Source organism: Lentisphaera profundi (genome assembly GCF_028728065.1).
Taxonomy (GTDB): domain Bacteria; phylum Verrucomicrobiota; class Lentisphaeria; order Lentisphaerales; family Lentisphaeraceae; genus Lentisphaera; species Lentisphaera profundi.
The window spans coordinates 604,200-616,586 of record NZ_CP117811.1; the positions used below are offsets into that span (position 1 = coordinate 604,200).

Sequence of the window (12,387 nt, forward strand, 5' to 3'; positions counted from 1 at the left end):
AACTGCTGATATAACTAGTCTTTATTTTGAATTGGTTTTTTATTAGATTGTATTAACTGAACAACACCCCAAACGGCAATCCCAAATCCTGTGAATCCAAGGATCATTGAAAGAGCGCAGCCTCCAAATATAAGTCCGATCATTAGTAATATGTCAGATTGAGAAAAAGAGAAAACTCTTTCTTTAATGTCACCTGAAATATTAATATCTATGTCTCCTGGATTCTGGACTTCAATATAACCGATACTATTTTTTGAACTGCTCCCACTACTTGAAGATATTGAAGTATCGCTGATGAATTCAAGTTTCTCATTAGTTCCTTTATTTTGAAAAACGAATTCCATGTTATCAGGAATGTGCTCTGAACGATTATAACTCTTGCCCTCAAAAACTGTGATGTGATCATTCCACAGGTAATACCTTCCAGGCTTGTCTATATTCACCTGAGTTGTTCCTGGAGCCCTAAATTGATCGTTGTTTGACTCTCGAAGCATGAGAGGTAAAACTATTGCCATTGGAACTATAATTGCCCCTAAAATAAACAGAGTACTTCCAATGATGATTTTTTTGATTTCAGTTCTCATATGTTCCTTTTTTACCTGATGACCGAGCTTAGTGAGCTTTGATCTGCGATAATTTCACTGCAGTTCATGGTCAGGTATTGATGTGTTATTCACCTTTTTATTTTTTGAAAAATAGCGGAGATTAGAGTTTTGATCGAAGCGAAGAATTTATTTGTAACTCCTGCTTATAGTTCACCAGAATTTCCACCATGGTTTAATTTGGGATATGATTTGATCTTCAATACATTTTAGTGTAGGGAAGAGTATTTCTAGCTCATCTTCATCCCATTCTTCACCTTTGGGTTCAATAGGAAATGGTGATGTACTTTTTGGTATATCACCTAATTGTTCTTGTAGCACATCATTGACTGCATATTCATAACCCTCATAACAAGGATCATTTTGATCAAATTTCACTTCAGATAAAGTATTGGGATCATGAAGTGCACGGCTGTATGTGTTTTTCCCCATAGATATCAGAGTGGTGCGAAAATCTGTAAAAGAATCATCAGAGCAACCGCCATTTAACAGATATGCAGCTCCCCATAGAGGCCATGTATATGAATTGTGGTTCATTGTATCAAAATGTGAAGAAAATGCAATTAGTTGTTCATGTGATAAAGTCGATAATTTATTTTTCAAAATCCTACATTTTTTATCCATGGAACCATTCGATTCATTGTGAGCATTATCGATGATTTGCCAAAATTCATTTAGCTTCATATAGTTTTTCTTTTTTAAGATAAGGACCAAGATGAGTAAAAATATTCACTGCCGATCATAAGTTAATCTTTCAGACAAGATTTTAGTTGTTCTGCCATTAATTTGGCATCTTCTTGTCGTAAACCTTTTTCTGAAAGATCTTCGGCGGCACCACCAAAGGTTTCGACTAACAAACCTCCCCAAATAATTCCTTTTGTATATCTAACCGATGCAACTCGGGTAACCTGTATTTCCTGATGATGTGTACGTAAACCCAAAAAACTCCATTTGGTTACATTAATTCTGCCATTAGATACTTTGATGATAGGAGGAAAAAATAGAGCCGTAATACTTCCTCCTGTAAATAATGCACCAACTCGAGTGGCTTGAACTTCTAGATCTAAAGTAGTCGCTAATTGTTGTTGCTGAGAAGGCGTTTTATGTTGACAGTGCGGACAATTTTCGGCACTATCAGAGTATGGTTCAATACATTTTTCACAATTTTGATAGTTCTGCACAATTCGTGTACAGGCAGGACAGTAGTTGAAACCATCGTTTATCTGAGATCCACAATGTGGACATGAGTTATTCATTTTTTATTCCTTTCTTATAGCAACCGAGATTAGTGGAATTTGAGCATTGGCGAGAATTTTCACCGCAGCTCATGGTTCGTTTTTTTTATTTTCAATTTTCAGATAATCGGTAAATTGACTATAGAATTTAAATCCTAATAAAATACTTCCTATGAATACAGACCAAAAACCAAAATTGAAATAGAGTTTTATGGTGTCCCAATCTCGAGATAATATTCGTCTTCCGTATTGATTTTCTGGGTCATAAAGGTTATAGATTCCGGCTCCAATTCCTAAGAGTGTTCCCATAAATATGATAGTGAACCAGTAGATTATTTTGTCTTTCATTTTTTTCGATTCCCTCCATTCCTATCTGTTTATTTTGTTAGCAACTAACGACCGAGATTTGAGCCTAAGCGAGAACCTTCACTGCCGCTCATGGTTAGAGTTTATATTCATTCTTCATTTTCTAATTGTTTAAATTCTATTTCATATACTTTAACTGTCCACCGGATAGGTAGAGGTGGATTTATGTCTTCAATGATTTTTTTAAGATCATTTAAATCTTTTTTAGTTTCTGTCCATCCTGTCACAGCAAGACAACCACCTTTCCCTGTATAAATACCTGTGTGGATATCGTGAGATTTTTGGTGTTTTTTTATCAAAGGGGATAAAGACTCTTTATTAAATTTTTCTGCAATTACGAGGTTGTTTCTTTGTTTTGCAGAAGGACTAAATAGAGCCGCCCATATCAAGCCAATAGTGCCGAGGATAAAAACGATAAATATAGTTTTTTGAAATGCTTTTGATCCAATATGTTTTTTTTCTTCTTTCATTATTTATGCTACTCTAACGACCGAGATTAGTGAGATTTGAGCCTAAGCGAGAATCTTCACTGCACATACTATTAGAGAACTTTAAAATTTCAGTAAGATAAGCTTGAGCCATATATTTCCTCCCCAGGATGAAAAAAAAATGGAAAGGAGTGTCCGTCGAAAGCATCTCCTTTCCTAACCTGTAAGAGAACAAATCTAAGTGAGGTTAGTATGAAAGTAACAGAAAAAATCGTAGAAGTCAATGCCAACCATATCCTAAACATCGGTGTAGACGTCTCTAGTCGAAAATTAGATGTCCATTTTGAATGTGCATTACAAATCAATAAGCGTGAAGTCTATCGTGAGCAAATAAAAAATCGAAGTGATGAGATAGAAAAATCACTTAAGAAATATTTATCAGTAGCTCAAACTAAAGGATTCTTGAATCTAAGAATTGTGTGTGAACCTACGGGCCCATATTCGATTAATCTCTTAGCGATGGCCAAGCACTTGAACTGTCTTACTGCCTATGTCAGTGGCGAAGCCGTAAAGAACTCCAAAGTTATTGAGTTTAATGGAACTAATAAAAATGATCTAGTTGACGCAGAAGTTATCAATAGCTTAGCCGAGCGTAATAAGGTACTGATTCATCGGACATATTCTGCTGAATATACGCGTTTACGAATTCTCAATAGTCATTACGAAGATATTGATAAAGCTTATGTGTCTAGCCGAAATCAAGTTCATAGTACCCTGAAGCAGCTCTGGCCCGATTGGTCGAGTAAAAAATCTATACTGTACTCTCGAACAGGTGAGGCACTCTATAAATGCTACGGCCTTAATCCCTGGAAAATAGTTAGCCATAATTACTCATATTTTGCAAAGCGTATGAGAACTCACTGCAAAGGTGTGTGGTCATCAACCCTCAAACAAATCTATCGTGATGCTGAACTGAGCGTCAAAGGTCATTGCTCGGACGCTTCAAGTACTTTGGAATCAATTTTAGGAGATCACTACGAGAACTACTTACGTGGAAAGCAGCGTAAAGCGAGTTTAAAAGATGAGATGAGTGAGATATTAAGTGAGATCCGACAAGAAGATCCCCGTATCCCTCAAGCACGTAAAAACTTCATTTCCGAGTTTCATATAGCAAGACTCTTGGCTGAAACAGGTCCGCTCAGTGATTTCAGTAATCTTGATCAGCTAAATAAATATCTAGGACTCAATCTGCGAGAGCGTCAAAGCGGTGATTATCAGGGCAAGGTACGCTTAAGTAAACGCGGGCGTTCCTTAGCACGAAAGGTGCTATCATTAGTGACCTTATCTTTAGTAAGAAAAAAACATCTTTATGGTCCAGATTATCACCGTATCAAAACAGAGAAAGATAAGCCAGGTAAATTGTTAATGTGCATTTTTATGAAGAAATTTCTGAAGTCATTTTTTGGCATATATCGAAGTAATCAAAGCTTTGACCCGAGGCGCCTCTTTATCGATCGAGGGAAGTATGAAAAGTTGAACTCGCCAATAGCTCTCGAAGCCGTTATCTAAAACCTTAAACAAATATATTAAACCGCAAACACCGCGCAACTAAACTAAATAGGACTCTTACAATTTATCAGTTTACCTACATCAAGATGACCACCATGAGATTATCATTCTCTATTTGAGAAATGATCACCACTGCACAATTCCTGTCACTTGGTGTAGGCCTTTTTTACATGTTCTGAAAAGTATGACCGATGGTCGAGAATCGACACATCCTAATGGGTAGACTCGTCAGTGAAAAGGACTTTCTGAAATCTTGTTTTAATCCCTCTAAAATCGAAGTATATCTCATGCGATAATTCAAATATCATAGAAGAAATAGACTGTTAGGTTCTTGCCCTTCGGGACATTTAGAATTTGTCCGAACTGCTAAAAACTAAGGTTTTTTTTTAAAGACAAAAGCAAAATCTACTCTGCCTCATTTACTAAGAAAAACGATTCTTTTTTAGCAACTCGCTTGGCAAAAGTAGTCTTAAGATAGCTCATGGTTAGTCTTTTGTTTTTTCATTATTTCGTCTATTAATTTTTCATCTTCTGGAGTGATATGTCGTGTTTTCTCATCTCTCCATTTAAAGACATTTACTTTTTCTTTGAATTCACCATCTTTTGAATAAACATCTATACGGTAAAGAGGCATTACATGACCTCTTTCATTTTGTTTTAATCGTGTATAATTATTGATGAACTCAATTAATAATTTTTTTTCCTTCATCATTCAAATGTACTTCAGGATATCTTTCTGCAGTTTCAAAATCTAATTTTGTTATTTTCAGATTCACATCGTTATGATTATATTTTCCACATGAAATGAGGCACATGATTAGAGTTATTGTAAATATTATTTTCATTTTTTGCTTATTGACTAACATTCACATTATATGCCTAGGGCGGGAATGTGCTTGCTTATTTGGTGTTGTGATTTTTTGAGTGTTTGGATGGTGTAATTGATTTTGAAATGGCAGGCTCCGCATGAGAACTGATGGTGATCAGTTACTCGTCGAGTATAATTAGGGTGTGTTTTTAAATCCGCCTCCCGATAGATAAGTTCATTTCCTAGCTTAATAGATGTGCTTTAATTATATCGGCAAGAGCAAGGTGAGAGGAGGTGATTAATTTTAGTTCACTAATTACTGAAATAGCTGTGATGATTTAATAATAGTAGACCTTAGAGGCATGTTTAAGTAGATTTTACTGTCCCATAAACTGATTTTTTTTGTATGGTTCTTTTTATTAGAAGCTTATAAATAATAGTGTATTTCGTATTGAGAGAAGTAAGGAAAGGAAGCAATTATGAAACGTTATTTAGATTTAGAAAGTGATTTATGTTTTTATAATGTGATCATCAAGGTGCCAGATAATACTTTTGGCAATCGTGCTTATGCTTTTAATTCCACCCACAAGAAGCGGCTGAAAGAGATCATTTTTTACATAGAAAGGGTCTATGAACTTAAATGTTTGTATTACACGATAATGAGTACCAATGCACACTTTATTATCTACTGTAATCGAGATTCCTTGGATAACTTGAGTTTAAAAGAGGAGGCTCTACATGAACAAGAATATCGTGGGCGAAAATATACTTTGGATGCGAGAACTTGCGAAGTGCGCAAATTTAGGACTGGGCTCAATGATTTAAGTGACTTTCTGGGGAATTTAAAAAAGCGTTTTACACGCTGGTATAATTGTCAGGATGAAAAGCTTAGGTGAGGACAACTCTTTAACCACACTTTCAAATCAATTTTACTCAAAGATACAAAATCTCTGATTCGCTTATGCAATATATAGAAATGAATGCGGTTCGAGCCACGATGGTTAAACTTCCACAAGAATACATCATGGTCAGATATACTTAAGCATAATAATAGAGGCAATCGAATTAAGAGAACTATTATTTTCTTTCTGCGTCAGTTTAATGGGGGAATGAATCGAATGACGAATGCACAGGTGTTTAAGGTAGATTCTTATAGGCTCAAGTTAGTAACTAGAGTACTAACTGAATTAAGCGATTTTAAAAAAATTGAGAGAAGCGTAATCGACGAACTCTTGCAGCGCGATGTGAAATGGAGCAGGGGAAAGTTTGTTTAATCGGTTTAAATAGGGCGACTTATTAGTAAATCCGTAATTATAAATAATGGGGAGTAGTGATCTAGAGTGAGATGACCGAAGTAGGGTTTTGTAGAAGCTGGGGGGATAAAGGTTTTGAGCATTGTGCAAGTTTGCTTTAATTTAAATTATTGATGTGAGATGCTAATCAACTTAACTTGAAAAATGATGCTTTAGAATTAGCCTATGGCCGTAAAAAAATTTGGAAAAATGAATGATGAGAAATACCGTTAGCGATATCTGGAAGCTTTATAAGAAAGGTGAAAAGATTGCTTGTGTTACTGCTTATGATTCCACCTCAGCATTATTGGCGGATCGAGCAGCTGTAGACCTCTTGCTTGTAGGGGATTCTTTAGGTATGACTGTTTTGGGTCACGATACGACTATCCCGGTAAGTATAGATGATTGTTTGCGCCATAGTGCAGCAGTTGTTCGGGGTTCGGAGAAGGCTTTAGTAGTAGCTGATATGCCTTTTATGTCTTATCATGGATCATCACATGAAGCGCTTAAGAATGCCAGTCGTTTTATGCAAGAAAGCCTCGTGAGTGCTGTGAAAATCGAGGGTGGAGAAGAAGTCGCCGATTTAGTTAAGAAAATGGTTCAAGGCGGAATTCCTGTGATGGGCCATATAGGTCTTTTACCACAGGCAGTTTTGGTTAAGGGTGGCTATAAAGTTCGTGGACGCACTGAAGAAGACGAGCAACAATTACTCAAAGATGGCTTAGCTTTACAAGCAGCGGGGGCCTTTGCGATTGTTATGGAGTGTGTCAAGAGTGATGCAGCAAAGAGAATTGTGACTGCACTAGATATTCCGATTATAGGAATAGGTTCAGGCTTAGGCTGTGATGGTGAAGTTCAAGTTATGCACGATATTTTAGGTTTAAATCCTGATTTTATTCCCCGTCATGCTAAAAAGTATTTAGATTTAGCCGAGCAAATAAATGGTGCTTTTACTCAGTACAAAGATGATGTTAAGTCAGATCGCTTTCCTACACAAGAGAATTGGTATTAATGCAGCAGATTAAGACGATTGCACAAATGCAGGAGCTTTCCAAGCAATGGCATTTTTCTGGAGACAAAGTTGCAGTTGTTCCTACTATGGGCGCTCTGCATGAGGGTCACCTCTCTTTAATTCGCGTGGCGAAAAAGCATGCGCAAAAAGTCATTGTAACGATTTTTGTTAACCCCACTCAGTTTGGTGAAGGAGAGGATTTAGATGCTTATCCTCAGCCTCTAAAAGAAGATATGCGTCTGTGTGATTTGGAAGGTGCAAGTGCAGTTTTTACTCCCTCTGCAGCAGAAATGTACCCTAAAGATAGTTCGACTTGGGTAGATGAAGCTCAAGTTGGCTTAGGTTTGTGTGGAGCTAAGAGGCCAGGGCACTTTCGTGGAGTGACTACCATAGTAACAAAACTTTTTTTAGCCGTGCTACCCGATTATGCTATTTTTGGAGAAAAAGACTTTCAGCAATTAGCCGTTATACGTCGCATGGTGCGTGATTTAAATTTTCCGGTGACAATTATTGGTGCTCCGTTAATTCGAGAAAAAGATGGTTTGGCAATGTCGTCAAGAAATCGTTACCTCAATACTGAGCAGCGCCAAGGTGCGTTGAGTCTATCATCTTCCCTGAAATATGCATGTGAAAAAATCGACGAAGATAATCAGGTCTTATTAAAAAAGCTGAAAGCTCAGATGAAAGAAATTATAGAAGGCGGTCAAGGCAAGCTCGATTATATAGAGATTCTTCATGCTGAAAGTTTAGAGGAGCTTGCTATCCTTCCTGATTCTGGAGAAATTCGCATTCTTGTGGCAGCTTCTTTTGGTCCAGCAAGACTGATTGATAATGTAGGCATCACTCTTGGCTAATAGAAAAGTACTTAAACGAAGATTTCTTGAGGATGGTCGCTTAGAATTGACCTTAGATAATAAAGAAAAGTTTGTTTTAGATCCATTTCAGTTCAAATCTCATTATCTCGATTTGGGAGCAGAAATCCCCAATGAAATCTATCAGAGTTTCTTTGATGAAAAATTACTTAGTGACTGTAGAAAGAAAGCTTCAGATTTATTATTTCGACGTTTACATAGCCGTGGTGAGCTACGAAGAAAATTACGTAATAAACAGCTGTTCTCCTTTGTCTTGATTGACAAAGTTCTCGAAGAAATGACGTCTTATGGTTATTTGGATGATAAGCGATTTGCCGAGCTCTATTGTAAAGAACTCTCAAAGAAGGGTTTTGGACCGCGAATGGTGAGTCAGAAAATGCGTTTGCGAGGCTTGGAGTCGGCTTTAGTGCAAGAAATCATTCAAGAATTCACGTCATCTGAACTAGACACGAGTGAAGAACTATTGCGTTTGGCGCAAAAGAAGTTAAAATCTTTGCATCGAGAAGTAGATCAATTTAAAAAACGACAAAAACTTTATCGTTATTTAGCTGGGCGCGGATGGGGCTCAGGCGATATTTCGAAAGTTATTGCGAAATTATTATAGGGAAGTACAGATGAAAAGTCTTTTATTAACAAATGAGTTTCCACCTAATGTTTATGGCGGCGCGGGTGTTCATATTGAGTATTTAAGTCGTGAATTAGCCAAGCTCATTCCTACAGAGGTTCGCTGCTTTGGCGAACAAGAAGTCGAAGGTGATAATATTAGCGTCAAAGGGCATTCGCCAGAGTTTAATTTTCCTGAAGATGGCGAAGCTAAATTCAAAGGACTTTTTAATACATTAAATCATTGCCAGTCTTTTGCGATGGCTCCGAGTGATGCAGAGGTAGTCCATTGTCATACTTGGTATACACATTTTGCTGGCCTCCTTTGTCAAAAACTTTATGGTTCGAAGCTAGTTGTTACTACTCATAGTTTAGAGCCCTTAAGACCTTGGAAAGCGGAACAGCTTGGTCGTGGCTATGATGTTTCTTCTTGGGTAGAAAAAATGGCTATTGAATCTGCAGATTTAGTGATCGCGGTATCTAAAGATACGAAAGATGATGTGATGAAGCATTTTGATGTAAAAGATGAGAATGTGCAAATTATTTATAATGGTATTGATACTGAGGAATATACGAAGACACTCGATCCAGAGCTGATGCGTTCGTACGGCATTGATCCTGATCGTCCTATTGTGCTATTTGTAGGAAGAATCACACGTCAAAAAGGGATTGTCCATTTGGTTAATTCTATTCCGAAAATCGATCCATCTGCTCAGATTATTCTGGCTGCAGGTGCACCTGATACACCGGAAATTGAGCAAGAAATGAAAGAAGCTGTTGATCGAGTGTGTGAGCATAGAGAAGGGGTTGTTTGGATTTCTGAAATGCTTGATAAACAATCAATTATTAAACTTTATTCACATGCCGATATTTTTTGTTGTCCTTCTATTTACGAACCCTTTGGTATTATTAATTTAGAGGCAATGTCTTGCGAGACGGCCGTAGTTGCGAGCGCAGTCGGTGGTATCAAAGAAGTTGTTGTTCATCACGAAACAGGTTTCTTAGTCCCCGTACATCAGCTTGATGTAGCTCCGTATGAGCCGGTGAATCCACAGAACTTTTCGGATGACTTGGCAGAGGAAGTTAATCGCTTAATTGCTGATCCAGATTTGCGTGATCGCATGGCTCAAGCGGGTAGAAAACGTGCTGTGGACGACTTTAGTTGGACTTCTATTGCGGAAAAAACTGTTGAAGCTTATAGAGCTTTACTATAAGAATTCCATAAATCTCCTTCTAGTAAGAAGGAAAGCGACTCTCTTAGTTAGACAGTGAGGGCTTTGAGAGTATCTTGGAATCTACTAGAACATAGGGACTGTGTCATGAAACAATTTTTTAGCTGGCTCACTGTTAGCTTAAGCATAATTTTACTACCTTTGAGTGAATTAGATGCTCAAGGACTTTTTAATATAAAAGGTTCGCAAATTAATGCGGACTCGTCGGAATTTAAGCAGGGTTCCAAGCTTTTTATTCTCAGAGATAATGTGCGTATTAGCACTGGACGAGGCTTGATCACTTGTGATTATGCAGAAGTCAATACTCAGACCTTTGATTTTGAAGCTCGAGGCAATGTTGTTGCCACGGGGCTAGAAGCAGGGGAAGAGATTAAGACTGACTTAGTTACAGGTAATGTAAAGACTCGTGTTATTGATATCGGTGAATATCATGGAAAAACAGGTCCTTGGTATCTCTTAGGCGATAAGATTGAGAGTAAAGAAGATAAGACAATTACTGGCTACAACGTTAAATTCACCACATGTGACCTGGAGCATTTAGGCCATGACGCGCATTATTATTGGAAGGCGGATAAAGTTGTATACAATGAAGATGGTTCTTATGATGCACATGGAATAAAAACTTATGTTGCCGATGTACCCATTTTTTACCTTCCTTACCTTACCAGCCATTTAGATGGTAGTGATGGTCAGTTTAAAGTTGTTCCTGGTTATAGTTCTGATTGGGGGGCATTTTTACTTGTGAGTCGTAAAATCAAAGTCACTCCGAATGTAACCGTCACTCCGATGGTGGATTATCGTAACAGGCATGGTGTTGCTTATGGTACGACGATAGATAGTAAGGGGCCTAATCACGAGTTTAAATCTTTATTTTACTACATGTCTGAGGTGGAAGTGGATGAAGATGAATTTGAAAGATTTAATGAGCCAGAAGAGCGTTACAATGTGGATGTTTTTCATCGTTGGGACGTGATGGATAAGCTTACCTGGCGCTTGAACTTGGATTTAGTTTCTGATCATGAATATAAGGATGAATTTAATGATGCAGGAAGTTCTTATGATAAAACATTTAATTCGTCATTAAATTATATGGATCTAGAATATTTAAGTGATAATTATTCTTTGTCACTGGGTGCTAATGCTCGCTTGAATGACTTTGAGTCAAGTGTTGAACGCCTCCCCGAGCTCCGTTATGATCTTCCTAGTTACCGATTAAACAATAGTAAATTCTTTTATACCAATGAAAATAAATTGGGTTCTTATAAAGCGAAATGGCGTAATTTTGATGATGATTCTGATTTAGAGGACTATGAATCATCACGTTTCGATAGTTTGCACGCCATTCACTATAATGCCAAAATTGATAACTGGCTGAATTTCACCCCTCGTGCAGCCTTGCGATTAACGCATTACTCCGATTCAAGTAAGGGTGAGGTCAGTGATGGAGATTTAAGTGGCTTAATAGGTGCGAATGACCCATACAATAGTCCCAAGTCTAGTTCGAATAATTATGATGATGAGGGTGGATCACAGCTTCGATTAGTAGCGGAGCTTGGGTACGAACTGAGTTTTAAGGCTTATAAAACAAATCTAGATGTTCAGAATGAGTGGATGAATGTTAATGGACTTCGTCATGTGATTGAGCCCTATATGAACCATAATTACATTCCTTATGTCTCTGAAGATAAAGAGCATTTATACTACTTTGATGAAACGGATAGAATAGCGGAGCAGCATTGGGTACGCACTGGTGTGAAAAATAGACTTCAGACAAGAAGGGATGGCCAAGTACATAATTTAGTGACACTTAATACTTGGGTGGATTTTCATCTTCCTAGTGATGAGGAAGACTCTCGTGAAGGGGTAGGTGACTTAGGGACAAATATCACCTTTGATCCTCGTAGTAATCTGTCGTTTGAATCAGATGTTATTTTAGACTTAAATGAGAATGATTTAAATATCTATTCATTGACCGCCGCTGTGGGCGATCCAGATAAACTCCAGTATACACTGAACTATTTATATAGAAATGAATTTGAAAGCACCAATATGTATTCGAATGCATCATCAATATATAACTCTGTTTATGCGTCCTCATTTTCACGCTCTTATACAGAAAAGCATGCTTTGACTGCAGGTTTACGTTACCGCTTATGGTATGATAACTTCTTATCGTTTAAAACGACTTATGATTTGGAGGAAGCAGAGATTGTTCGTTATATGGTAGAACTACAGCGTCGTTTGCATGCGTGGACTGCCGCGGTTCGTTTTGAGGAATCTAATGATGAATACAAAGTCATGGTTTACTTTTACCTCAATGCTTATTCTGCAACTAATATCGGTTATGGACGAGGCGAAGGTGGCTAGG

Annotated in this window: 13 protein-coding genes; 7 read left to right on the forward strand and 6 right to left on the reverse strand. The window is 37.5% G+C overall.

The features are described 5' to 3' along the window. Window positions 1-14 precede the first annotated feature (14 nt). From PQO03_RS02545 to PQO03_RS02565, 5 genes are all read right to left on the reverse strand, one after another. Window positions 15-584 carry a hypothetical protein gene (locus tag PQO03_RS02545; protein ID WP_274150904.1) on the reverse strand — a complete coding sequence of 190 codons (570 nt, stop codon included), beginning with the start codon at window positions 582-584 and terminating at the stop codon, window positions 15-17. 171 nt (window positions 585-755) lie between these two features. Next, window positions 756-1,286 (reverse strand): DUF4240 domain-containing protein, encoded by a 531-nt coding sequence (locus PQO03_RS02550; protein ID WP_274150905.1) that lies wholly within the window; start codon window positions 1,284-1,286, stop codon window positions 756-758. 62 nt (window positions 1,287-1,348) lie between these two features. Further along, on the reverse strand, window positions 1,349-1,858 hold the full coding sequence (locus PQO03_RS02555; RefSeq protein WP_274150906.1) for a zinc ribbon domain-containing protein: 510 nt from the start codon (window positions 1,856-1,858) through the stop codon (window positions 1,349-1,351). A gap of 69 nt (window positions 1,859-1,927) precedes the next feature. Further along, window positions 1,928-2,185: a hypothetical protein gene (locus PQO03_RS02560; protein ID WP_274150907.1), complete on the reverse strand. Its 258-nt coding sequence runs from the start codon at window positions 2,183-2,185 to the stop codon at window positions 1,928-1,930. Window positions 2,186-2,292: 107 nt separating this feature from the next. Then, complete coding sequence (locus PQO03_RS02565; protein WP_274150908.1) at window positions 2,293-2,673, reverse strand: hypothetical protein; 381 nt, start codon at window positions 2,671-2,673, stop codon at window positions 2,293-2,295. 210 nt (window positions 2,674-2,883) lie between these two features. Between PQO03_RS02565 and PQO03_RS02570 the strand changes: the two genes are divergently transcribed. Beyond that, complete coding sequence (locus PQO03_RS02570; RefSeq protein WP_274150909.1) at window positions 2,884-4,200, forward strand: IS110 family transposase; 1,317 nt, start codon at window positions 2,884-2,886, stop codon at window positions 4,198-4,200. A gap of 469 nt (window positions 4,201-4,669) precedes the next feature. Here PQO03_RS02570 and PQO03_RS02575 read toward each other — a convergent pair whose 3' ends face one another. Then, a complete protein-coding gene (locus PQO03_RS02575) occupies window positions 4,670-4,912 on the reverse strand; it encodes a hypothetical protein (protein WP_274150910.1) in 243 nt (80 codons plus the stop codon). Between the two features lie 575 nt (window positions 4,913-5,487). Between PQO03_RS02575 and PQO03_RS02580 the strand changes: the two genes are divergently transcribed. From PQO03_RS02580 to PQO03_RS02605, 6 genes are all read left to right on the forward strand, one after another. Continuing rightward, window positions 5,488-5,904: a hypothetical protein gene (locus tag PQO03_RS02580; RefSeq protein ID WP_274150911.1), complete on the forward strand. Its 417-nt coding sequence runs from the start codon at window positions 5,488-5,490 to the stop codon at window positions 5,902-5,904. A gap of 610 nt (window positions 5,905-6,514) precedes the next feature. Further along, window positions 6,515-7,312 (forward strand): 3-methyl-2-oxobutanoate hydroxymethyltransferase, encoded by a 798-nt coding sequence (gene panB, locus PQO03_RS02585; protein WP_274150912.1) that lies wholly within the window; start codon window positions 6,515-6,517, stop codon window positions 7,310-7,312. Further along, entirely contained in the window at window positions 7,312-8,166 is an 855-nt protein-coding gene (panC, locus tag PQO03_RS02590; protein ID WP_274150913.1) for a pantoate--beta-alanine ligase, read from the forward strand. Before panB ends, panC begins: the two co-directional genes overlap by 1 nt. Beyond that, complete coding sequence (locus PQO03_RS02595; RefSeq protein ID WP_274150914.1) at window positions 8,159-8,788, forward strand: regulatory protein RecX; 630 nt, start codon at window positions 8,159-8,161, stop codon at window positions 8,786-8,788. The genes panC and PQO03_RS02595 overlap by 8 nt, the downstream gene beginning before the upstream one ends. Window positions 8,789-8,798: 10 nt before the next feature. Beyond that, on the forward strand, window positions 8,799-10,001 hold the full coding sequence (gene glgA / locus PQO03_RS02600) for a glycogen synthase (protein ID WP_274150915.1): 1,203 nt from the start codon (window positions 8,799-8,801) through the stop codon (window positions 9,999-10,001). Window positions 10,002-10,106: 105 nt separating this feature from the next. Next, window positions 10,107-12,386: an LPS-assembly protein LptD gene (locus tag PQO03_RS02605; protein ID WP_274150916.1), complete on the forward strand. Its 2,280-nt coding sequence runs from the start codon at window positions 10,107-10,109 to the stop codon at window positions 12,384-12,386. The last annotated feature ends 1 nt before the right edge of the window (window position 12,387 follow it).

Bases quoted from the DNA above. Each gene is read 5' to 3' on its own strand.
- PQO03_RS02545 (WP_274150904.1), bottom strand. From the start codon at position 584: ATGAGAACTGAAATCAAAAAAATCATCATTGGAAGTACTCTGTTTATT.
- PQO03_RS02580 (WP_274150911.1), top strand. From the start codon at position 5,488: ATGAAACGTTATTTAGATTTAGAAAGTGATTTATGTTTTTATAATGTG.
- glgA (WP_274150915.1), top strand. From the start codon at position 8,799: ATGAAAAGTCTTTTATTAACAAATGAGTTTCCACCTAATGTTTATGGC.
- panC (WP_274150913.1), top strand. From the start codon at position 7,312: ATGCAGCAGATTAAGACGATTGCACAAATGCAGGAGCTTTCCAAGCAA.
- panB (WP_274150912.1), top strand. From the start codon at position 6,515: ATGATGAGAAATACCGTTAGCGATATCTGGAAGCTTTATAAGAAAGGT.
- PQO03_RS02565 (WP_274150908.1), bottom strand. From the start codon at position 2,673: ATGAAAGAAGAAAAAAAACATATTGGATCAAAAGCATTTCAAAAAACT.
- PQO03_RS02605 (WP_274150916.1), top strand. From the start codon at position 10,107: ATGAAACAATTTTTTAGCTGGCTCACTGTTAGCTTAAGCATAATTTTA.
- PQO03_RS02550 (WP_274150905.1), bottom strand. From the start codon at position 1,286: ATGAAGCTAAATGAATTTTGGCAAATCATCGATAATGCTCACAATGAA.
- PQO03_RS02570 (WP_274150909.1), top strand. From the start codon at position 2,884: ATGAAAGTAACAGAAAAAATCGTAGAAGTCAATGCCAACCATATCCTA.
- PQO03_RS02560 (WP_274150907.1), bottom strand. From the start codon at position 2,185: ATGAAAGACAAAATAATCTACTGGTTCACTATCATATTTATGGGAACA.
- PQO03_RS02575 (WP_274150910.1), bottom strand. From the start codon at position 4,912: ATGATGAAGGAAAAAAAATTATTAATTGAGTTCATCAATAATTATACA.
- PQO03_RS02555 (WP_274150906.1), bottom strand. From the start codon at position 1,858: ATGAATAACTCATGTCCACATTGTGGATCTCAGATAAACGATGGTTTC.